Origin of the sequence: Faecalicatena faecalis, assembly GCF_012524165.2 — a bacterium.
GTDB lineage: Bacteria > Bacillota > Clostridia > Lachnospirales > Lachnospiraceae > Faecalicatena_A > Faecalicatena_A faecalis.
On sequence record NZ_JABACJ020000029.1, the window covers coordinates 56,334 to 79,732 of the forward strand.

The window sequence follows — 23,399 nt, forward strand, 5'->3', positions numbered from 1 at the left end:
ATTGAAATTAAGGACATTTACCTGTGATCTTGATCCGGATGGTCGTTCCCTTCGCGGGAACGTGGATTGAAATTAATTTTGAACAGCTCAATAATATAAATGTTCTGGTCGTTCCCTTCGCGGGAACGTGGATTGAAATCGTTAAATTAAATTGCGATTTAGTTGAAAATTAAGTCGTTCCCTTCGCGGGAACGTGGATTGAAATCTTTGAACTGCACCTTGTAAATAAGGAATTTAAAGTCGTTCCCTTCGCGGGAACGTGGATTGAAATGTAATCCATGATCCGCTTAATATATAATTCCCGGTCGTTCCCTTCGCGGGAACGTGGATTGAAATTACTGTATCAAATTCTTTTTCCATCCTGTGGAAGTGTCGTTCCCTTCGCGGGAACGTGGATTGAAATTTTTGTTTATGCCATCAACAGTTAACTTTTCCCCGTCGTTCCCTTCGCGGGAACGTGGATTGAAATTGTGCATATTTTACCCATTCCTCACGTGCAAGGGCACGTCGTTCCCTTCGCGGGAACGTGGATTGAAATTGCGTCAAGAGGTCCTTATTAAAAAGTCCTATATCGTCGTTCCCTTCGCGGGAACGTGGATTGAAATGCAGCATTTGGTGTGCATACTTCGCTCTCCCACCGTCGTTCCCTTCGCGGGAACGTGGATTGAAATTTTAGTGCAGCAGAAATTGCGCAGCTGGCTGACGGATCGTTCCCTTTGCGGGAACATGGATTAAAATTATTATATGAATCTTCTGATTAACTTACAGCCTCGTCATTCCCTTTTCAGAAACGCAGATTAAAATCAAAATCCCCCTCAAATCCCAAATAGGTATCCTTCTGATTCCCCTCACGGAATCATAGACCATCAGCAAATCGTAATCATCATGGTTTGTTTTTATTACTAGAGTAAGTTGCAAAAATAAGGCAGTAATACACGGCTTTGCAGCGAAATGAAATAATTGATTGATGTAGATCCCTTATCGAATATTTCCTACCAATAGGTCAGTAACAAGCTATGCTCTTGAGATGACAACATCCCTCTGCCATAGTTTTATTACATGGGTAAATGTGGACAGATACTTAGAGGATAAGATTATAGTGCAGTAGAGAACATAGGTATACGTTCATTTTTTTTGACACGCTCTTGGTAAAGTGAGAGGAACAATGCTGTATTTCTAAAAAGGCTTGTAAAAGCCGACAAAAACAGCAAAACAGCAAACCCTAGATAGTCTTTTCCACGGCAATATGATATAATGACACCAATGGGTCAGATTGGTTTTTCATTATCTGGCAACTGTATGTTAGTTTGTGATCTTAATTCATGATGTAATATACATACTCAACCGATACAAAGTCGATTAGATAAAGGATAAGAGCGGGTGAACAATGGATCAGATAAGACAGGGTGTACAAGTAAAGGGGGAGGATGCCCCAGGAAAAGAGCTGAAAAGACTTGCTGACAAGCTGCATGCGTTAAATGATCAGAATATTACTGGAGACTCAGTTTATTATTTGGATGCAGCAGAGTTTCCCGAAGAGTATGAGCCTCTCATCAGGGAGATGAATAAATCTATAGAGGTCGGGGCATATGTCGCAGGGAAAAAGGATTATAATGACATTCTGAGTGCTTTGTGTTCCGATTATGTATCGGTCTACAGGGCAGATTTGAATTCAGAATTATATGAGACTTATCGTATCAATGATAATATGCGTGATGGGGTCAGAGATAGTATTGTAGCATCTGAGGTTTATTATACTTCTGCATTCGAACGCTATACCAATCAGTATGTATTAGAGGAGGAGCAGGAGTATTTTCGTTCTATGGTAGCTAAGGAACACGTCAGGGAGGAACTGCAGAACAAAAGCCGATTTACATTCAGGTACAGGGTGAAGGATAATCCGCAGGGAATGAAGAACTTTGAAGCCCTCTTCGCCAAAGCAAAAGGAAGACCAGAAGAATTTTCAGTGATTATGGGATTTCGTAATGTAGACCTTGCTGTGCGTAAGGAAGATGCATATAAAAAAGAGACACAGCATGATATAGAAGAGACGCTGGAAGGGGCACGGACTGGGCTGTGGACGATAGAATGTGAAGAAGGATGCAAACCTAGGATGTATGCCGACAAAACGATGAGGATGCTCTTAGGGGCGGAAGAGAGTATTTCGCCAGAGGAATGTTATAAGACTTGGTTTGAACGCATTGAACCGGATTATGTGGAGATGGTGGAGGAGTCAGTAGCGGAGATTCTCAGTCAGGGGAGGTCCGAAGTAAAATATCCGTGGAACCACCCAGAATGGGGAATGATTTATGTCCGCTGCGGTGGTGTGGTCGATAAAAAGTTTGATAAGCCGGGATTTCGGCTGAAGGGATATCATCAGGACATCACGGAGATCATGGTAACAAGACAGAAACAGGAAAAGGCACTTATGGAGGCTTTAGTAGAGGCCAACAGAGCAAATGTGGCAAAAACAGAATTTCTTTCACATATGTCACATGACATTCGCACTCCGATCAATGGAATTCTAGGTATGCTTACTATTAGTGAGAAGAACCCAGATGACCCTGCCAGACAGAGTGAATGCAGGAGAAAGATCCGTACCTCAGCCGAGCATCTGCTGTCCCTTATCAATGACGTGCTGGATATTAGTAAGCTGGAAAGTGGAGCTTTCGTATTTGCAAAAGAGCGTTTCTATCTGGAGGATGTGCTGGACAATTGTGCAGGAATTATGATTCCTCAGGCAGAGGAGCAGGGAATCGAACTGCGGACGAGACGGATTGGATTGACACATGTGCCTTTAAATGGGAGTCCCCTTCATTTAAGGCAGGTCTTAATCAATATTGTGAGCAATGCAATTAAATATAACCATCCAAACGGCAGCGTTTTTGTCTGTACAGAGGAGGTTCAGAACGAAAAGGAATCCATCACATATCGTTTTACGGTGGAAGATAATGGAATTGGAATGAGTGAAGAGTTTCAGAAGCACCTTTTTGAACCATTTACCCAGGAGCGGGATGATGCCAGGACCAGCTATCGGGGGACAGGACTTGGAATGGCAATCACAAAGAATCTGGTAGAACAGATGGGTGGTTCTATCTCTGTTCAAAGTGTCCAGGGTGAGGGAAGTACTTTTACGGTATTGCTTCCAATAGAACGTGCTGAAGAGGAATTGACAGATACAAGACAGACAGAGGAGCTCCATGCAGATGTTTCAGGAATGAGGGTACTTCTCGTGGAGGATAATGAGATTAACCGTGAGATTGCTCAGTATATGCTGGAGGATGCCGGGGTAACTGTGGTGAATGCTGAAAATGGAAAGCGGGCGGTAGAGCTTTTCGAGGAGTCATCCTTGGGAGCGTTCGACTGTATTCTTATGGATGTGATGATGCCCGTTATGGATGGGCTGGAGGCAACACGGGAGATCCGCAGCATGGAACGCTCAGATGCGGCAACGGTGCCTATCATAGCAGTATCTGCCAATGCCTTTGCAGAGGATGCGCAGAAGGCGATGGAAGCCGGAATGAATGAACATATTGCCAAGCCGCTGGATATGGATGAGGTATTTAAGGTGATGGTGTCATGCTGTAAGAGGTAGGGGGACTGAGAGTCTGTGAAAGTTTTTCTGTAATTAAAGATTTATAAGGTCTTCTATGATAAAATAAAAATCATAGGAGGCCTTTTATTATGGCAAGAGAAAAGAAACCTGTACACAAAGTACAAATGACCGATGGAAAGCGGAACATCATCCGGCAGCTTCTTGAGGAGTATGAAATCGAATCTGCCCAGGACATCCAGGATGCTCTCAAAGATCTGCTGGGCGGAACCATCAAAGAGATGATGGAATCCGAGATGGACGAACACCTTGGCTATCGCAAATCAGAACGTTCCGATTGTGATGACTACCGCAATGGCTATAAAACCAAGCAGGTGAATAGCAGCTATGGATGCATGAAAGTCGAAGTCCCACAGGATCGTAACTCCACCTTTGAGCCCCAGGTGGTAAAGAAACGCCAGAAAGATATTTCTGATATCGATCAGAAGATCATATCCATGTACGCCAAAGGGATGACAACACGGCAGATCTCGGAAACACTGGAGGATATCTACGGCTTCGAAGCCTCCGAAGGCTTTATTTCGGATGTGACGGATAAGCTTCTGCCTCAGATTGAAGACTGGCAGAACCGTCCACTTTCCGATGTCTATCCGGTACTTTATATTGATGCAATCCACTATTCTGTGCGCGATAACGGTGTGATTCGTAAGCTGGCGGCCTACGTTGTACTTGGAATTAATTCAGATGGTTTAAAAGAGGTTCTGACCATCGAGGTTGGCGAAAATGAGAGTGCCAAGTACTGGCTTTCCGTCCTGAATGGTTTAAAAAACCGTGGAGTAAAAGACATCCTGATCCTCTGTGCCGATGGACTGACAGGAATTAAGGAAGCGATAGCCGCTGCCTTTCCAAAGACGGAATACCAGAGGTGCATTGTCCATCAGGTGAGGAATACGCTAAAATACGTATCGGACAGGGACCGTAAGCCCTTTGCGGCAGATCTCAAAACGATTTACCAGGCGCCAACAGAGGAGAAGGCGTTAGAAGCCTTGGAGCGGGTCACAGAAAAATGGTCGGAAAAGTATCCGAATTCCATGAAAAGCTGGCACCAGAACTGGGACGCAATCGTCCCCATTTTTAAGTTTTCAACGACTGTACGCAAGGTTATATATACCACGAACGCAATCGAGAGCCTGAACGCCACATACCGGAAGCTGAATCGCCAGAGGAGCGTGTTTCCAAGCGATACCGCCCTTTTAAAAGCCCTGTACTTGTCAACATTTGAAGCAACAAAGAAATGGACGATGCCCATCCGAAACTGGGGACAGGTATACGGGGAACTGAGCCTTATGTATGAAGGCCGGCTGCCTATCTAAAGGAATCCAAAACCTTTCAGGCCAGGCGGAAGTCCGGCTGTTCTTGACATACGTAAATATATGCGTTATATATAAACCAAGGGCTGAATGCTCATAAAGAAGCCTTCAGCCCTACCATTATCATAGAAGATCTGCTTTTACAGAGATTTCTTCACACACTCCTGGGGGATAAAATCAGTAGCCCCTACCATTTATGACATAATAAGCTATTATTACTTTATGCTTTTGCAGTAAATATCATTTCTTTCCTGCTTACAAGCACATCTATATTCCTCTTCTTCCTGCCGCATCCCTTTCATGACAAGCACATAGATAACCGTTGTAACAACAAACGTAAGACTATCTGCTACAGCCTGTGCCATCTGGATTCCTAACAATCCGAACAATCTCGGAAGAATCAAGAGTGCTGGGATGAAGAACAGCCCCTGTCTGGCGGAGGCGAGCAGTGTTGCATATCCCGTCTTCCCCATCGTCTGCATCATCATATTATTCATAATAATCCACCCATTTAGTGTAAAACTCAGGCATTGGAACCGAAGTGCCGTTGTTCCGATCCGAATGACCTCAGGATCATCCCGGAATATTCCGACCAGGCTGCCTGATAAAAGCGCACCAACAATTGCGAGAATAAATAAGAGCACAGTAGAAACCTTCACACAGAACCAGAGAGCCTCACGAACGCGTCCAAACTTTTTGGCCCCATAATTAAAACCACATACAGGCTGGAATCCCTGGCCGAACCCAATTAGTGCAGAGCCGGCAAACATCGTGATTCTGCTGACAATGGACATGGCGGCAATGGCTGCGTCTCCATAAGGATTGGCTGCAAGATTTAAGGTCATGGTCGCAACACTTCCCAGACCCTGCCGGAACAAAGAGGGCAGTCCCCCTCCGACAATTTCTGAAAGCCGTTCTTTGTTAAGCTTTATATTGCGGAAACGGATGGGGATACACTTGGAAATCCGAATTCCCACCAAAAGCATAACGAAACTGACAAACTGGCTCATAATAGTTGCAAAAGCAGCTCCTGCGATTCCCATATGAAATACAAAAATAAAAAGCGGGTCCAGAGCAATGTTTAAAACAGCCCCAGTTGTAATTCCAATCATCGAGTAAACCGCATTTCCCTGGAAACGTATCTGATTATTCAGCACGAGCTGTGCCGTCATATATGGCGCGCCGAGCAGGATGATCCCCAGATACTTTTCTGTATAGGGAAGGATCGTATCAGTCGAGCCGAGGATGAGGCAGAGCGGCTTTAGGAAAACCAACCCTAACACCGTTACGGCAAGACCGAGGAAAATTGCCATAAAAAATCCGGTAGCTGCCAGTTGTTCTGCAGTACCAGTTTCCTTGGAGCCAAGCTTCCTCGAAATGGAATTGCCGGAACCGTGCCCGCAGAAAAATCCCAGCGCCTGTATCACGGCCATGAGCGGAAACGCAACTCCTACTGCGGCGGTGGCACTGGTTCCGATCCTGCCGACGAAAAAGGTATCGGCCATGTTATAGAATGAGGTAATGAGCATGCTGATGATAGTCGGGACTGCAAGCCTTCCTATCAGGCTTGGAATCGGCATCTCTGTCATCATCTTATACTTTTCATCCTGAGTCATTGTATTGCGCAAATTAATCGCTTCCTTTATATAGAATAGGGGGACATTTCATGAGTCCAGAAAGTATCGTTACAGTCACTCCCCCAGATACTGGAAAATAAGGTCTGTGAAAAAAAACAGTTATATTGTTTTATTATAGCACATTTCCGGTGAGGATTGAAGTTTAAACGCCTGTGATATATACTATGACTTAGGGGAAATTTGATCGTGATAAAACGCAGAGAGGTTACAGAATATGATAAAAGAGATACTGTTATTAGGAAACGAGAAGCTTTATGAGCCAAGCACAGAGGTTCAGAGAAGTAAACTGGAGGGCCTTAGCCAGGTAATTCAGGACCTGCATGATACCCTGATGGATTTCCGGGAAAAATACCACGCAGGCCGTGCAGTTGCCGCACCACAGATCGGGGTGCAGAAGAGAATGCTGTATATGTACATTGACCAGCCAGTCGTGTTCATCAATCCAAGTCTGGAATTCCCGGATGATGAAAAGATGGAAGTGATGGATGACTGTATGTCTTTCCCAGGACTTCTGGTAAAGGTCGAGCGGTACAAACGCTGCATCATCCATTATAAAGATGAGAACTGGAACGATTGTGAGATGAGCCTGGAGGGAAATCTGTCAGAGCTTTTACAGCATGAGTATGACCATCTGGATGGAATACTGGCTGTGATGCGGGCAAAGGATGACAAGTCTTTGTTCCTGAAAGCGGGGATAGACCAGGCACAGGCTTTGTCAGAGAGATAGTGACCAGGACAGACACAGCGGTTCAGTAGGAACAGGTAAGGGGAAGCTTATGGATTTTTATAAAAGAGCGGCTCTCGTATGTCAGCAGATTCCCAGGGGAAAGGCAGCTAGCTATGGACAGATTGCCCTGTTATGTGGAAAACCGAAGAATGCAAGACAGGTCGGTTACGCCTTAAGCCACGGACTTGCAGGAGAAGATGTACCGGCCCACCGCGTCGTAAACGCAAAAGGCATCTTAAGCGGTGCAGCGGCATTTGCCACGGCGGACCTTCAGAAACAGATGCTGCAGCACGAGGGTGTGGAAGTATTCTGGACAGAAGATGGCTGGCGGGTGGACTTAAAAAAGGATGGCTGGAAGAATACGATGGAGGATGCATTGTATCTGAGAGAAGAATTTTCAAAGAAGGGGATTTGAAATTGTCTTCCGAAACAACAGATATGGAACAGCATGGCTAGAACAACAGACATAGGCAGTATGCCTAGAAGAACAGATATGGAGCAGCATGCCTAGAACAGCAGGCAAAAGAAACATGTTGTAAATAAATGAAAGAGGAAAGAATGGTTAAAGACAAACATAAAGTACTAAAAGAAATATTCGGATATGATTCCTTCAGGGATGGACAGGAAGAACTGGTGGACAGTACGCTTGCCGGACGGGATGTACTTGGAATCCTGCCTACGGGTGCCGGCAAATCGATCTGCTACCAGGTCCCGGCATTATTATTTGAGGGAATCTCATTGATCATATCCCCGCTGATCTCCCTGATGAAGGATCAAGTGACAGCACTGAACCAGGTAGGGGGCCATGCGGCATACATCAACAGTTCTCTGACAGAGTCCCAGTACCGCAAGGCAATGGAGAATGCAAGGAATGGTCAGTATAAGATTATCTATGTGGCACCGGAGCGGCTGATGACAGAGTCCTTTTTATCACTGGTCAGCTGCGTTGATATTTCTATGGTGGCGGTGGATGAGGCACACTGTATTTCCCAATGGGGACAGGACTTCCGCCCAAGCTATCTGAAAATCGTTGATTTCATCAATACATTACCCAAAAGACCAGTTATCGTGGCATATACGGCGACAGCGACAAAAGTGGTAAAAGAAGATATCGTCTGTATACTGGGGCTACAGGACCCGACTGTAGTTGTTACGGGCTTTGACCGGAAGAACCTGTATTACGCGGTGAAAAAGCCGAAAAATAAAATAACAGAGCTGCTTGGTTATCTCGAAAAGAACCGGGATAAGAGTGGGATCATTTACTGCAATACGCGTAAAAATGTAGAGGAAGTCTATGAAACACTGGTGAAGGAAGGATACCTGACCGCCAAATACCATGCCGGGCTTTCCGACTCTGCCAGGAAGCAGAATCAGGAAGACTTTATCTACGATGTTAAGCCAATCATGGTGGCGACCAATGCATTTGGGATGGGAATTGACAAGTCCAACGTCCGTTTCGTGATTCATTATAACATGCCCAAGGATATCGAAAGCTATTACCAGGAGGCAGGCCGTGCAGGGCGTGACGGTGAGCCGTCAGAGTGTATTCTTCTATACTCCGGTCAGGATGTGAAGATCAATGAGTTCCTGATCAGCAAGCAGACAGAGAACGAAGAGCTGGATTACGAAGAACGCGAACTGATTCGGGAAAGAGACAGCGAGCGTCTTAGGAAGATGACGTTCTACTGTTTTACAAATGAGTGCCTGCGGGATTATATTCTGCGTTATTTTGGGGAATATGGCGCGAATTATTGTGGAAACTGTGAGAACTGTTTGAAAGAGTTTGAGGATATTGATGTGACCAACGAGGCATTCAACATAATAAGCCTGGTCAAGACGAGTGGTGAACGCTATGGAATCAATGCGGTCATCGATGCCGTGCATGGTTCGGAAAATGCCAAGGTCCGTCAATTCAAACTGGACAGGAATCCTTTTTACGCAACTCTAAAAAAGGTGACTGTGGTCCGTATCCGCCAGATTATGAATGATCTGCTGATCAAAGGTTATCTTTTGTTGACGACCAGCGAGTACCCGATACTTAAGCTGACAAAACAGGGGAAGAGCCTACTTGTGGAGGAGCACACAGAGCCGATAATCCTGAAACTGCCGAAAGAGGTGGAGAAGGCAGCTGTCAAGGAGACAAAGAAGGAGAAGAAACAAAAAGTCGTGGATGTCAAATATCCACAGTTATTTGAACGTCTCCGCAAGAGAAGATATGAGATGGCTCAGGAAAACCACGTGCCGCCTTATATTATTTTCTCAGATAAGACACTGAAAGAAATGAGCACCTATCTGCCGGCGACGAAGGAGGCTATGCTGGAAATCAATGGCGTTGGAATGAACAAGTATGATAAATACGGAAAAGAATTCATGGGAATGATTCAGGAATATATGGAAGAGAACAAAATTAACGCTTGACTCTCACGGAACGTCAGGGTGTATCTTATCCTTATCAAAGGAGGGAACAAGAATGAGGACAGTAAAGGAAGTATCAGAATTAACGGGCATCAGCGTGCGCACGCTCCACTACTACGACGAAATCGGTCTTTTGAAGCCTACAAAATGCAGTGAGGCAGGATATCGGCTTTATGACGATAAAGCCCTTGAAATCTTACAGCAGATTCTGTTCTTCCGTGAATTTGATATTCCGCTTAAGGAAATCAAAGCAATCATGAATGATCCCGAGTTTGATCAGGAAAAGACACTGACCAGTCAGAAGCGTCTGTTAGAATTGAAAAGGGACAGACTAGATCGACTGATCGATACGATCAATGATATTCTGAAAGGAGAGAATTCTATGAATTTCGAAGTATTCAGTCAAACAGACATTCAGGAAATGTGCGATTTTATGATGCAGAAGATGAGTGATCAACAGAAAGAAATTTTCAAAGAACAATATGGAAGTCTGGAAACCTTCAAAGAGGACTTCTTACAAAAAGCAGGTTCCCAAAAAGCACAAGCCAATTATCAGAAGATGCTGGAGTGGTACGGCAGCAAAGAGAAAGCAATGGATTCTGTAAAAAATAATGTACCAGAGGAGATTTTTAATTCATATCAGAAGAGGAGCGAGGCACTCTATAAAAAGCTGTCAGAGGCGAAGGGAAAAGATGTTCACAGCTTTGAGGTGAAACAGATTGTTGGAGAGCTGGATTTTGTTTCGAAACAGTTGTATCAGCTAGATGATGTTAGTAAATTACTGCTGGAGCTGGCGGAATTATATGAGACAAATACAGAGATGATGGAAGCTTATGATACCACTTATGGGGATGGAGCGGCATCATATCTGAGTGAAGCAATCAAGGCGTTCTATTTATAAAAATGTAATAAAAAACTACACTCCGGTTTTGTCCGAAGTGTAGTTTTTTTATTATACAGGAAAGTTCTTTGTATATTCCTGTATAATAAAAACCTCCAGGGGATGTGCACTTCCTGCAACCCAATCTATTGTTCATCTCCTCCGAACTGCATGAATTCTTTCCTATATTCAGAGGGGGTCACTCCCATATACTGCGTAAATAATTTGGTAAAGTACGGAGAATGCTGGAATCCCACAGCATATCCGATATCTGTTATACTCATCGAACTCTTCCGCAGCAGGACGCAGGCCTTATCCAGGCGGTAATGCTGTACATACTGACTTGGACTTATATCCATATATTTCTGAAAAAGCTTGAATACATAGGTACGGTCAATATTGTTGGCGGCAGCGATATCAGAGATGGTAATATTATTAAAATAATTCTTATGGATGTAGTTCAATACAGAGTGGAAATATTGTTCTCCCGGTGTCAGGTGATCCAACTGTGCATTCCGCACATTATTACTGATATAATCTAATAAGTGGTAAGCACTTCCCAGAGCCTGAAGTTCATGGTCTTTCTGAAAATGATCATAGACCTTCTCGAACAGGGACTCTAATTGGGGGTCGACCTTGTGGTGGATGACGTAATGCTCTGGTGACAGGCCACATTTTTCCAGCACTTTTTTTACATTCGTTCCGCGCAGTCCGATCCAGCGGTAACTCCAGGGGTTCTCTGAATCAGGATAATACTTATTCCTTGTATGCGGGGGAATCATAAAAAGATCCCCGGGGTGGATATGATTCTGCTTATCTAATATCTGGAAAAATCCTTCTCCTGCGATGCAGTAATGTATGACCCAATAGTCGATCGGAATAAATTCATATGGCTTAGTCGGTCGGCACTCCTCGTAGCCGCATTCATAGAGATGGAATTCATTGCCGATCGGTTCCTCATTGACCAGGATACTGACATCGTCTTTAAATATTTTTCCCATAGACCCTGCTCCTCTCTTGTAATATAGAAATTATACTTCCTGGGTTTTGATCTTTCAAGAAGCAAAAATAAGAGAGTCAACATAAGTATAATCCATCAACATAATTTTAAAATGTAAAAACATAAAAAGTTTGATTATAAATATAAATTGTTATTTTTCTGTCAAATAAACGTGATAAAAACGCACAAAAATGAGATAACTGGAGAAAACAGATATGAGATTGTGAAGAAAAGAAAATAAAAAAGTGTCAACATAAGTATAAAATACTTCAACATATCTGATAGAAACGCCCGAATTGGAGTGATACAATATTAATCACAAAGCAGATGCGCAAATGCTTCAACCGTAAATTGTAAAATGATAAGTGATAAAGGATAAGGAGAAACTCTCATGGAAAAATCAAATTCAAGAGAAAGACTGGGGGCAGCCGCCCTGATGATGATGACCTTCTCTGCTGTATTTGCATTCCCAAGCATTATCAATAACAGCATTCAGATTGGTCTTGCGACAATCCCGGCATATATTTTTGGTTCTGTATTTTATTTTCTTCCGTTCATTTTGATGATTGCTGAATTCGCATCTGCGAACTCAGGAAAAGAGTCAGGTGTACATAGCTGGCTGGAATGTGTATTAGGTCCGAAATGGGCATTCCTTGGTGCCTGGACATACTTTTTTGTAAATCTGTTCTACTTTTGTTCCCTGCTTCCGCAGACCCTGATCTATGGTTCTTATGCGTTTGTAGGAAGGAACGTATTCTCAGGAGATAACGGGACAAGAATCATCGCATTGATTTCAGTCGTGCTCTTCTGGCTTGCAACATATGTATGTATCAAAGGCGTAAGTTGGATTTCAAAGGTAACTGGATTTGCAGGAAGTGCCAGACTGCTGATGGGTGTCATCTTCGTTATCCTGGCATTCGTAGTGATCTTCGGATTTGGGGAAGCACCGGCTCAGGAATTCACGATGCAGTCAATCACACCGAAGTTCAACTGGACCTTCTTCATGACAATGGCATGGGTACTCCAGGCTGTTGGAGGTGGAGAAAGTATTGGAGTTTATATCAAAGACGTAAAAGGCGGCAATAAAACATTTGTTAAGATTATGATTCTTTCTACAGTTGTCGTTGGTGTTATGTATGTATTAGGAGCTGTTGCAGTTGGTCTGGTCGTACCTAGCGATGTACTTGCAGGTAACTTTTCTAACGGAATCTTCGATATCTTTAAGATTTTGGCAGGAAAATTCGGAATTCCGAATGGCGTGATCGTTCGACTTGTCGGAGTGATCCTTTTCCTTGGAAACCTTGGTTCACTGGCACTTTGGACAGCAGCACCTGTAAAAGTATTCTTCTCTGAGATTCCAGAGGGAGTATTTGGAAAATGGCTTGTTAAGACAAATGAGGAAGGAAACCCGACAAACGCATTGTTTGTACAGGGAATCGTTGTAACAATCTTGTTAGTGATTCCGGCACTTGGAATCGGCAACATGGACAGTTTCCTTGAAATGCTGATCAATATGACAGCAGCAACCTCTCTGCTTCCTGTATTATTCCTGATCGCAGCATATATCGGACTGCGCTGGAAGAAGGATGACATGAAACGTGACTTTAAATTCGGAAACAGAGGCTTCGGTATTGCAGCCGGAATTTTCCTGATGGCAGTATTCGTATTTGTATTCTTTATGTCAACCTTCCCGGAACCAACACTGCTCAAGCAGGCAATCGCAGGAACACTTCCGGCAGGAGTTGCGAACCCAATTGGTACACTTGCCTATAATGTAGTTGGTATCGTTGTCTTCGTAGGTCTGGCATGGATCTGCTGGAACCGGTATGAGAAAAAGCAGAAGGCTGCGAAATAGCAAACATAAATCTTAAAATAATAGAGAATAAATTCATTGGAGGTTTCATTATGAAAATCTGGGAGAACCATCAAATAGACGGCATCAATAGAATGCCTGCAAGAGCACACTTTTTAACATTCCCGACCAGGGAGAAGGCACTTTTTAACGATAATAAATATACACATGCATTTAAGAACCTGAATGGAGTCTGGAAGTTCATGTTCCTGGACGCACCAGAATACAGTCCAGAGGGATTCTTTGCAAGTGACTTTGATACGGCTGCTATGGATGATATTACAGTTCCTGGAAACTGGCAGGTACAGGGCTACGGCAAAATGCATTATTCCGACCTGTGGTATAATTTCCCGATCAATCCGCCGTATGTACCGACAGAGAATCCAACAGGTATCTATAAACGTACCTTTTTCGTTGAAGAGAGTTTTCGTGGAAAACAGATCATTTTAAGATTCTGCGGTGTGGATTCCGCATACCACCTCTGGGTAAACGGTCAGGAGGTAGGTTACAGCAAGGCAGCGAGAAATGAATCTGAATTCGATATCACCAATCTTGTGAAGATCGGAGAAGAAAATGATGTGACAGTCCGCGTATACCAGTGGTCAGACGGAACTTATCTGGAAGATCAGGATATGTGGTGGGAAAGTGGTATTTTCCGTGATGTAGAACTGCTTGGCGTACCAAAAGACGGAATCCATGATTTTAAAGTGACAGCAGATCTGGATGATACCTATACGAACGGCCTTTTGAAGGTGGAGGCTTCACTTCGCACACCAGAGAGTGCCCAGGTAACATTTGAGTTATTAGATGCACAGGGAAGAACCGTATTTACCGAAACAAGAACGGCAGAAAATGGAACTGTCTGCATGGAAACAGTGGTAGAGAATGCTCAGCATTGGAGTGCAGAAATCCCGTACCTGTATCAGCTTCTTATGACTGTAGAAAAAGACGGACAGGTAGTCGAAGTCATTCCGCAGAAAGTTGGATTTAGAAATATCCGCCTCAATGGAGAGACCTTCCTTGTAAATGGCGTTGCAATCAAATTCAAAGGGATGAACCGCCACGACTACAATCCAAGGAATGGACGTGTTGTGGCAAAGGAAGAGATGGAAAAAGACATCATCCTGATGAAGCAGTTCAATGTGAATGCGATTCGTACCTGCCATTATCCAGATTCTTATTACCTGTATGATCTGTGTGATGAGTATGGAATGTACCTGATTGATGAGACGGACCTGGAGTGCCATGGATTTGAACTGACAGGGGACTACAAATGGATTACAGATGACCCGACATGGGAGACTGCATATGTTTCCAGAATGACACGCATGATCGAGCGTGATAAGAACCATCCATCTATCATTATGTGGTCATTGGGAAATGAATCCGCATTCGGATGCAACTTCCGTAAAATGACTGAAGTGGCACATGAGATGGATTCCACCAGACTGGTACATTATGAGGGAGACTTTGATGTAGAGTCCGCGGATGTTTACTCTACGATGTATACATGGCTGGAGAATCCAGAAAAGCCGTTCCTGATGAAGGATATTATCGAGACCTCCAAGAAGCCGCATATCCTCTGTGAGTACTGTCACGCTATGGGAAATGGACCGGGAAATTTAAAAGAGTACCAGGATCTGTTCTATGCACATGATAAACTGCAGGGAGGCTTTATCTGGGAATGGTTCGATCATGGTATTGAGTCTTACACAGAGGATGGTGAGAAGTATTATCGCTATGGCGGGGATTTTGGAGACGATCCAAGTAACAAGGATTTCTGCATCGACGGAATGCTGATGCCGGACCGTACACCGTCACCAGGGCTGTATGAGTATAAAAAGGTGGTAGAGCCTGTGACGACAAGCGCTGTAAACCTTGAGCAGGGAACCATCAGTCTGCTGAGCCGCTATGATTTTGCTGATTTGGATCAGTTCCGTGTTGTTTACAGCATCATGGAGGATGATGTCATGATTCAGGGAGGAAGCATGGATCTGCCATCCATCCCTGCAAGAACAGCAAAAGAAATCAAACTGCCATATAGTCTGGAAGCAATCCAGGTAAGACCGGGGGCAGAATATTACCTGAACCTGTCCTATCAATTGAAGGAACATACTGCTTATGCACCGGCAGGACACGAACTCGCAACGGCACAGTTCAAGCTTCCGATCTACAAAGAGGGAATTGAAGTGATTCCAGAAGGAATGCTGAAAGTAACGAAGGAACACACAACACTTCGTGCAGAAGGCGCTGATTTCCATGTGGATTTCGATCTGGTACGCGGAAATATCATTCGTGTTGTACGTGACGGAATGGAAGTGATGAGTAAAGGACCTCGTCTGACACTTTGGAGAGCACCGATCAGCAATGATATGGAAATCATCGATCAACTGAAAAAGGTATATTTTCTGCATCTGGAACATGAAGTTGTAACAGATGTGCAGTATCAGGAGGAAAATAACTTCTTGAAAGTGCAGGTAGATACGATCAATAGTACAACAAACAGTGCTTGGCACTTTAAGACCAGATATTCTTATGTTGTATGTCCGACAGGTGATGTCCTGATAGATGTGGAAGGAACTCCATCTGGCAGAGTTGATCTGGCACCGGATATGTTCCCAAGAATCGGTGTGACCATGCACCTGGATCAGACCATGGATCAGGTACGTTATTTCGGAATGGGACCAGGTGAGAACTATGCAGATTCCAGAGAGGCCGGCATGATGGGCGTCTATGAGAATACAGTGGATGGATTGTTCACGAACTATGTAGTTCCACAGGAAAATGGTAACCATATGGACTGCAAGTGGGTATCCATGACAAATGACCGTGGTATGGGATTGGTAGCATCCACCGAAGACAGCTTTAATTTCAGTGCATCCTGGTATGAGGATAAAGATTTAGACAATGCAAAACATACCTGTGATCTGAAAAAACGTGATTATGTGGTATTTAATATCGATTACAAGCAGAACGCACTTGGAACTTATTCCTGTGGACAGTGGCAGTTAGATAAATACCGTGCAAAATTTGAGCCATTTAAATTGTCATTCAGAATCACACCATTTAATAATAAAGAAATTACTGACAAACATGTCGCACATGAGAGAATACGCTTAGCATAGTAAAAAGCGGCATAAAAGAATGCCGGGAAAGAATTTTTATACAGGATATGAACACTGAGTCAAGGCTCAGAGAACAGATCAGGTAGAAATTTATTTCCCGGCATTTTTAGCTGGCAGCATGTTCTGCTGAAATGTGCTTCCATTTTCCAGTCCGATATTGAAGATAGGATATCACGTAATTGGCGGCCCAGCCCATCGGTACGGCATACCATACCATAGCGATTCCGAACCTTGGAGCCATCGTGACTGCAATACAGACACGAAGTCCTAAGTTTACCAGATTTGCTACGGTGAACATTTTCATATCCCCAGCACCTCTGAGCACCCCGTCTGTGATCATTTTCAATCCAATCAAACCGAAGAACCAGCCCATGAATCTCAGATAACTAATTCCTGTGTTTATTGCAAGCTGTGAGCCTTCACTGCCCAGGAACATCATGACAATAGGCCGATAGAAGAGTTCCAGTGAGAGACAGATCAAAACTGCAAAGGCGGCAACGATTTTATAGGCAGCGTGGTATCCTTTTTGTACTCGTTCAAATTGCTTTGCACCAATATTTTGTGCCGTGTAAGGGGAAATCGCATTTCCCATGGCAGCCATAGGAACGATACAAAGGCTTTCCACACGCATAGCAGCAGAGAATCCTGCCAGCATCTCTGATCCGAAGCTGTTGACAACAGACTGCACCAGCATCATTCCGATGGAGACGGTGGACTGCTGGAGAATGGATGGCAGTGCAATCTTTGTCATTACCTTCAATTCCTTAGTATCAAATAAGGCGGTATGTTCTACTGGATAGGAAGAAAGCTCCTTTAAAAACAGAATAAAAGAGGCAATCGCTGAGATTCCCTGTGCAATAAGGGTTGCCCATGCGACCCCGGCCACACCAAGGCCGAGAGAGTATACCATGTAGAGATCCAGCACAATATTGAATATAGAAGAAAATATCAACAGGTAAAGCGGAATGCGGGATTTTCCGAGTGCATTGAACATGGCGGATAGCACGTTATACATAAATAAGAACGGCAGCCCGATAAAATAAATATCCAGGTATTTTGTAGCCTGTCCCAGTACATTTGCCGGAGTGTTCAGAAGCTGCATGATTTCACTGCCCTTCCACAGACCGAATGCGCCCAGAAGGACACTGAGGATCAGAAAGGAAATCAGTGCCGTATAAACGGACCGTTTCATCGCATCATAATCGCGGGAGCCGAATGTACGGCTGGTCACAACGGAAGCACCGATACCGCCTCCAATTGCAATTGAGATAAAAACGTTGGTCAGTGAATAAGAAGCTCCCACCGCAGCAAGCGCATTTTCACCAACAAATTGACCTACAACAACGGAATCCGCCATCGTATAGAATTGTTGGAATAAGTTCCCGATGATCATAGGAAATGCAAAAACAAGGAGTGCCCTTGCGGGCTTTTGATTGATTAAATACTCTTTATCCATTAGAAAAACACCTCTCTGTAGTTCGCAGACATACTATATTGTGTATGATTATGACTCAAAAGATACAGCAGACTGCACCAAATACAAATAGTATATCATAAATACTAAACTCATGAAATACCTCACTGATTATTTAAACATGTGCTTAATTGTACCATATTTTGTATAAAAGAGCTCGTTTACTTTGAAACGGCAATCGGATATACTGGATGAAGAAGGATGAAAATATCTGTCAATATATAAAGGTATCGGAGAATGGATCGATGAAAAAGATATTAATTATCGAGGATGATATAGATTTACAAGAAGGGCTGTCCTTCGCACTGGAGACAGACGGTTATGTGACTGAAACGGCGGGGACGCTTAAGGAGGCAGCGCAGAAAATAAATGCGGTGGAACTGGATGGTATGATTCTGGACTGCAATCTGCCGGATGGAAATGGGTTTGATTTCTGCAGAAGAATCAGGGAGAACAGCTCTATTCCGATTTTGATGCTGACAGCAAGAGATACGGAATTAGATGAGGTGAAGGCATTGGAGTTGGGAGTCGATGATTTCATGTCCAAGCCGTTTTCTGTGGCAGTCCTCAAGGCAAGGTTGAAAAGGCTGCTTTCCAGAAACGAGAAAGCTTCAGGCCTGAATTCGAACGGCATCCGGCTGGATAAAAAGGAGTGCAGGGTTTATAAGGCAGAAGAGGAGATTTTTCTCAGTAAGATAGAATACAGGTTACTTTTGTACTTTATGGAGAACCCTGGTCAGGTATTATCCAAGGAACAGATTCTGGAGCGTATCTGGGACAGTGAGGGGCAGTTCGTGGATGACAATACAGTTTCTGTGAATATTAGAAGGCTTCGGCAGAAGGTGGAGGAAAATCCGGCTTCACCATCGTATATCAAGACTGTTTATGGACTCGGGTATATCTGGAAGGAAATATAGGTGAAATAGAGATGGGAAGGATGGAGATACTGGCAGCGGCAGCAGTGATTTTGGCAGCAGGATGCACTGTGGCGGCATGGATTTTTTACAGGCAGAAGAAAAACATGTATCAGGCATTGAGCCGGATGATGGATGATCTTCTGGAGGATAGAGTAGTGACCCTGACAGACTTAAAGGAGGGGGAGGTATCTGCACTGGCCGGGAAGGCGAAGCGCCTTTCGGAAAAGCTGCAGTCTGAAATCGGGCAGGCTACGCAGGAAAAGGAACAAGTGAAGAGTCTGATTTCCAACATGTCTCACCAATTAAAGACACCGCTTACGAACATCATGATGTATGAAGAAATCTTAAGTTCGGATGGGGCAGCGGGAACTAAGCTTTCAAAAGAGGATCAGAAAAAGTTCCTGGCAAAAATGCGCGCCCAGTCGGAAAAGGTGGACTGGATCTTAAATTCTCTTTTCAAGATGGTGAGGCTGGAACAGAACGTGATTGTTTTTGAGGCGGGTCCGAACCTGATACGCAAAACTATCCTGGATGCAGTGAATCTCATCTATGAAAAGGCACAGAGGAAGCAGATCGAGATTGAGACGGAATATTTCCCGGACTGCAGCCTATTCCATAATCCAAGGTGGACAACAGAAGTGTTTGCGAATCTTTTGGAAAATGCGGTGAAGTATACACCGGAAGGTGGGAAGATCACCATTGGGATGCAGCGTTTTGAGATGTATACGGAAATTAGAATCCGGGATACCGGAATCGGAATCGAGCAGAAGGAACAGACAGAGATTTTTAAACGTTTTTATAGAAGCCGTGGTGTGGAAAACCAGGAAGGATCGGGAATCGGGCTGTATCTGTCCAAGTTGATTCTGGAAAAAGAGAAAGGGTATATGAATGTGGCATCCCGAAAGGGTATGGGAAGCTGCTTTTCTGTGTTCTTACAGAACTCTCAGGAGTGATTCTGACAGTTCTGTAAGAATTTCTTTTTTATTTGTAGGAAGATTGTAAGAGGACCTTGTTAAGATAAAGGTGTGAAAAAGAAAAGGAGAGTGTGGATAATGAAAGTATTAGAAGTAATGAATGTGGATAAAACATACGGCTCCCGTGAAAACAAGGTCCATGCGCTTAAGGATGTCAGTTTTAATGTTGAGCTCGGGGAGTTTTCAGCAATCGTAGGCGCCAGTGGGAGTGGAAAAAGTACACTGTTGAATCTGATCGGAGGGCTGGATATCCCGACAAAGGGGAAGATTGTCATCCGCGACCATGATATCGCAAAGCTGACCCGAAAGGAGCTCACGATTTTCAGACGCAGAAATATCGGCTTCGTTTTCCAGAATTACAGTCTCATGCCTGTATTGAATGTGTATGATAATACGGCCCTGCCGGTCACATTTGATCAGGGAAAATATGTGGACCATGCATATATCAAGGAGCTGTTAAAGGAGCTGGGTCTGTGGGAAAAGAGAAGAAGTTATCCCAGCGAGCTGTCTGGCGGTCAGCAGCAAAGAGTGGCTCTTGCACGGGCACTTGCCAATAAGCCGGCCCTGATTTTAGCCGATGAGCCCACGGGAAATCTGGATTCCAGGACTACGATCGAGGTGATGGGACTTCTAAAGGCAAGCTGTAAAAAGTATAACCAGACCATTTTGATGGTGACGCATAATGAAGCGATTGCGCAGACCTGTGACCGAATCATCAGGATTGAGGACGGCAGGCTGTATGACGGCGAGCGGGAATTTTATGCAAAGGGCGGTGAAGTACGATGAAAAACTGTATTCGTCTGGCATCTGCCTATGTAAGATATTATAAAAAGCAGACTTTGGCCCTTTTAATGGGAGTCGTACTCTCTGCATCAATTCTGACCGGAATCGGATCTCTGTTAGACAGCGGAAGGGCAGCGGCACTGGAAAATGCGAAGGTAAAATATGGGGACTGGCACTATGAGCTTAGGTATGACGACTCCTGGTCATCAGAATTTCAGAATCAGATGAGTGGAAAGGGGTATCGCATTGATAAGGATGGATTTCTGACAATTCGCAAGGTGATAGAAGAACCATATCAGATAGAATTGGCATATGCAGATCAGAATTACTTGGATATGATGGGAAGAGAATTGACAGAGGGGCATTATCCCGGGCAGAAGAATGAAGTGGCCATGGATGCTTATACCCTGAGAAACCTGGAAATCCCTGAAAAATTGGGTAGCAGGGTAGAACTGGACGGGGAGACATTTACCCTGTGTGGGATCGTTTCTGACATGCCGGAAATGAACCGGATGCAGGTCTTCGTGAATCAGGAATTGGATTACGGTAAAAACGGAACCTACCTGTATGTAAAGTTTGATGAGTCACAAAAGACATACAAGCAGGCAGGGGCTTTTATCCGACAGATGGGAATCCGTGATGAGGATTACATATGCAGCAATGCATCTGTAATTAAGTTCTTAGGCGGAGACGCAAAAGCAAATCCTTTTAAGGTGATCAAAGAGGGAATCACTTTGGAAGGGACGGGACTGCCTTATATCTGGGGCAGCCTGAATAATGACTGGAATCTGACAGATAAGGCGATCCTTGCGGCATTGGGACTGTTCGGTGCATTTATTATGTACAGCTTATTCCAGGTATCGATTATAAAAAGAATGTCCCAGTACAGCATTATGCAGACGGTCGGAATGGAAGATAAGGCCACATTTGGAGTACTTTTCGCAGAGCTTTTCATGATCTTTCTGGCGGGGTATCCAATCGGGTGTATGTTGGGAAATGGTGCGGCAGCGCTTTTGTACAGAAGAATCGGACAGATTTTTATTCCGCCTGAAAGTTCCAGGGTTCATACAGGGATAGAAAATATGTCCGAACTTCCGACACTTCCAACCGTGGATACGTTTCATGTATCGTGGAATGTGATGGGAGGCGGAGCAGCCTTTCTTTTCCTTTTCCTGATTGTGACGACTGTTTTGCTGGTAAGAAGAATGAAAAAAATAACAGCCAGGGAACTGATGGCGAAAGAAACTGGAAGGAAGAAGAGCAGAAAGATCTACAGTGCAAAGACTGGAAATCTGACGGGTGTGCTGACGAAAAAATTTATGTTCGCCAGAAAAGGTGCATTTGTAGGAATTTTGTTTTCTTTATCTGCCGGGAGCCTTATTTTTCTTGGCACTACTTATATCACACAGACGACCAGAACACATAATGAATTAAGTTTTAAGGCGGATGACGGGCTGGCGTCGGATATTCAGGTATATGAGGAGTCGGATGAATTGAAGGATACGATTCCTGCTTCGTCTGTCACACAATTAGAAAAAATAGAAGCCCTGGAATCGGTGAGTCCGGTCAGGTATATGTTGGGAGAAATTCCTTTTCCAGATGGCACGTTTCAGTGGACGGAGTATTACCCTGAAATTGACAGAAGAGGGGACGAGAAGCCGGACCAGGTTCTGATGGAGAAATATAATGGTGTGGCAGTTCAGACAGGAAAGGATGACTACCTTCTCAAGGTAAATATATATGGATACGATGATGAAATGCTGGAGGCTCTCAATGACTATCTTTTAGAAGGAGAAATCCGTCCAGACATGATGCGTAAGGAGAACAGCGTGATTTTTAAAACGTTGATGGACGGCCAGGGAAATTATAATGGATTTGACCTTTCCATCGGGGATCAGATTCAGGTGAAAACGCCAGATCATGTAAACATAGACGTACAAGATTCACCGGAAATACTCCGCTTTCAGGCGGCGGAAGACCAGTATGAGGTAAAAAAGTTCAAGGTCGCAGCGCTGACAAGCCGCCCCATGGGAAAGGTAGATACTTTTATTGGAGATAATGAAAATATACAAGGCCGGGTCGATATCATCATGACAAATGAACAGATGAAAGAAAATTTCGGTGTGGATGGTTATCAGACGATTAGTATCAGCTTGAAGGAAGGCGTGGATGCGACTGCGGCATCTAAGGAAATTAAAAAAGTTGTTTCAGGTATCCCGAAGTGTATTGTGAAAGACTTTACTTCTCAGATTGAAGTACAGAACAGTTATCTGAACAGAAAGATGATATTCTTTTATGGGGTAGCCTTGATTATTTTTATCATCAGTCTGCTGCACATTATGAACAGCATGCAGTATCTTGTGATGGCTAGAAAGCATGAATTTGGGATTATGCGCGCAATGGGAATCACAGATGCAGGATTTCGGAAAATGCTTGTGAAAGAGGGGCTGAGATATGGGATTTATTCCAGCCTTGTCATGGTGGCAGCCTATCTGATTCTGCAAAAGTTTTTATACTATTTTGTCACACATATGTTATTATATTTGCATCCAAATGCTTCCTTATCTCTTCTGCCGATTCTTGCGATGGCCGGAATCAATATCCTGATCTGTATTGCGGCGGTCCTGATTTCAGGGCAGTCCGTGCTAAAGCAGCAGATCATAGAGGAGATACAGGAATAGAAAGAAAGGCG

General features: G+C 44.0%; 15 protein-coding genes and 1 CRISPR repeat array (1 of these 16 only partly in view). Of the genes, 12 read left to right on the forward strand and 3 right to left on the reverse strand.

The genetic code is table 11. The annotated features are described in order from the left end of the window. A CRISPR array of direct repeats spans positions 1-738; the repeat unit is 32 nt; unit sequence GTCGTTCCCTTCGCGGGAACGTGGATTGAAAT (it extends 221 nt beyond the left edge of the window). 649 nt (positions 739-1,387) lie between these two features. Continuing rightward, positions 1,388-3,595, forward strand: coding sequence for an ATP-binding protein (locus HGO97_RS20690; RefSeq protein ID WP_216244862.1), 2,208 nt, complete (start codon positions 1,388-1,390; stop codon positions 3,593-3,595). 89 nt (positions 3,596-3,684) lie between these two features. Continuing rightward, positions 3,685-4,926, forward strand: coding sequence for an IS256 family transposase (locus HGO97_RS20695; RefSeq protein WP_168866659.1), 1,242 nt, complete (start codon positions 3,685-3,687; stop codon positions 4,924-4,926). 212 nt (positions 4,927-5,138) lie between these two features. Here HGO97_RS20695 and HGO97_RS20700 read toward each other — a convergent pair whose 3' ends face one another. Next, the gene (locus tag HGO97_RS20700) at positions 5,139-6,551 is read right to left on the reverse strand and encodes an MATE family efflux transporter (RefSeq protein WP_330654311.1); all 1,413 of its coding nucleotides are present in this window, start codon (positions 6,549-6,551) and stop codon (positions 5,139-5,141) included. Between the two features lie 223 nt (positions 6,552-6,774). Between HGO97_RS20700 and HGO97_RS20705 the strand changes: the two genes are divergently transcribed. The 4 genes from HGO97_RS20705 (at position 6,775) to HGO97_RS20720 (ending at position 10,603) form a co-directional block, all read left to right on the forward strand. Beyond that, entirely contained in the window at positions 6,775-7,287 is a 513-nt protein-coding gene (locus HGO97_RS20705) for a peptide deformylase (RefSeq protein ID WP_216244870.1), read from the forward strand. A 49-nt stretch (positions 7,288-7,336) separates the two neighbouring features. Beyond that, the gene (locus HGO97_RS20710; RefSeq protein ID WP_216244872.1) at positions 7,337-7,702 is read left to right on the forward strand and encodes an MGMT family protein; all 366 of its coding nucleotides are present in this window, start codon (positions 7,337-7,339) and stop codon (positions 7,700-7,702) included. 128 nt (positions 7,703-7,830) lie between these two features. Beyond that, entirely contained in the window at positions 7,831-9,705 is a 1,875-nt protein-coding gene (recQ, locus tag HGO97_RS20715; protein WP_246597648.1) for a DNA helicase RecQ, read from the forward strand. Positions 9,706-9,757: 52 nt separating this feature from the next. Beyond that, positions 9,758-10,603 carry a MerR family transcriptional regulator gene (locus tag HGO97_RS20720; protein WP_216244874.1) on the forward strand — a complete coding sequence of 282 codons (846 nt, stop codon included), beginning with the start codon at positions 9,758-9,760 and terminating at the stop codon, positions 10,601-10,603. A gap of 125 nt (positions 10,604-10,728) precedes the next feature. Here HGO97_RS20720 and HGO97_RS20725 read toward each other — a convergent pair whose 3' ends face one another. After that, positions 10,729-11,583: an AraC family transcriptional regulator gene (locus tag HGO97_RS20725; protein ID WP_216244876.1), complete on the reverse strand. Its 855-nt coding sequence runs from the start codon at positions 11,581-11,583 to the stop codon at positions 10,729-10,731. Positions 11,584-11,973: 390 nt separating this feature from the next. Here HGO97_RS20725 and HGO97_RS20730 point away from each other — a divergent pair, with 390 nt between their 5' ends. Both HGO97_RS20730 and ebgA read left to right on the forward strand, forming a co-directional pair. Further along, positions 11,974-13,437, forward strand: a complete 1,464-nt coding sequence (locus tag HGO97_RS20730; RefSeq protein WP_216244878.1) for an amino acid permease — start codon at positions 11,974-11,976, stop codon at positions 13,435-13,437. A 50-nt stretch (positions 13,438-13,487) separates the two neighbouring features. After that, entirely contained in the window at positions 13,488-16,559 is a 3,072-nt protein-coding gene (gene ebgA, locus HGO97_RS20735; protein WP_216244880.1) for a beta-galactosidase subunit alpha, read from the forward strand. 106 nt (positions 16,560-16,665) lie between these two features. Here ebgA and HGO97_RS20740 read toward each other — a convergent pair whose 3' ends face one another. Continuing rightward, complete coding sequence (locus HGO97_RS20740; protein ID WP_216244881.1) at positions 16,666-18,015, reverse strand: MATE family efflux transporter; 1,350 nt, start codon at positions 18,013-18,015, stop codon at positions 16,666-16,668. Between the two features lie 263 nt (positions 18,016-18,278). On the opposite strand from HGO97_RS20740, the gene HGO97_RS20745 reads away from it, so the two are divergent. The 4 genes from HGO97_RS20745 (at position 18,279) to HGO97_RS20760 (ending at position 23,388) form a co-directional block, all read left to right on the forward strand. Then, entirely contained in the window at positions 18,279-18,950 is a 672-nt protein-coding gene (locus tag HGO97_RS20745; RefSeq protein WP_216244884.1) for a response regulator transcription factor, read from the forward strand. An 11-nt stretch (positions 18,951-18,961) separates the two neighbouring features. Then, positions 18,962-19,903 carry a sensor histidine kinase gene (locus HGO97_RS20750; RefSeq protein WP_246597650.1) on the forward strand — a complete coding sequence of 314 codons (942 nt, stop codon included), beginning with the start codon at positions 18,962-18,964 and terminating at the stop codon, positions 19,901-19,903. Positions 19,904-20,002: 99 nt separating this feature from the next. Next, entirely contained in the window at positions 20,003-20,710 is a 708-nt protein-coding gene (locus HGO97_RS20755) for an ABC transporter ATP-binding protein (protein ID WP_216244887.1), read from the forward strand. Next, a complete protein-coding gene (locus tag HGO97_RS20760) occupies positions 20,707-23,388 on the forward strand; it encodes an FtsX-like permease family protein (RefSeq protein WP_216244890.1) in 2,682 nt (893 codons plus the stop codon). Before HGO97_RS20755 ends, HGO97_RS20760 begins: the two co-directional genes overlap by 4 nt. The last annotated feature ends 11 nt before the right edge of the window (positions 23,389-23,399 follow it).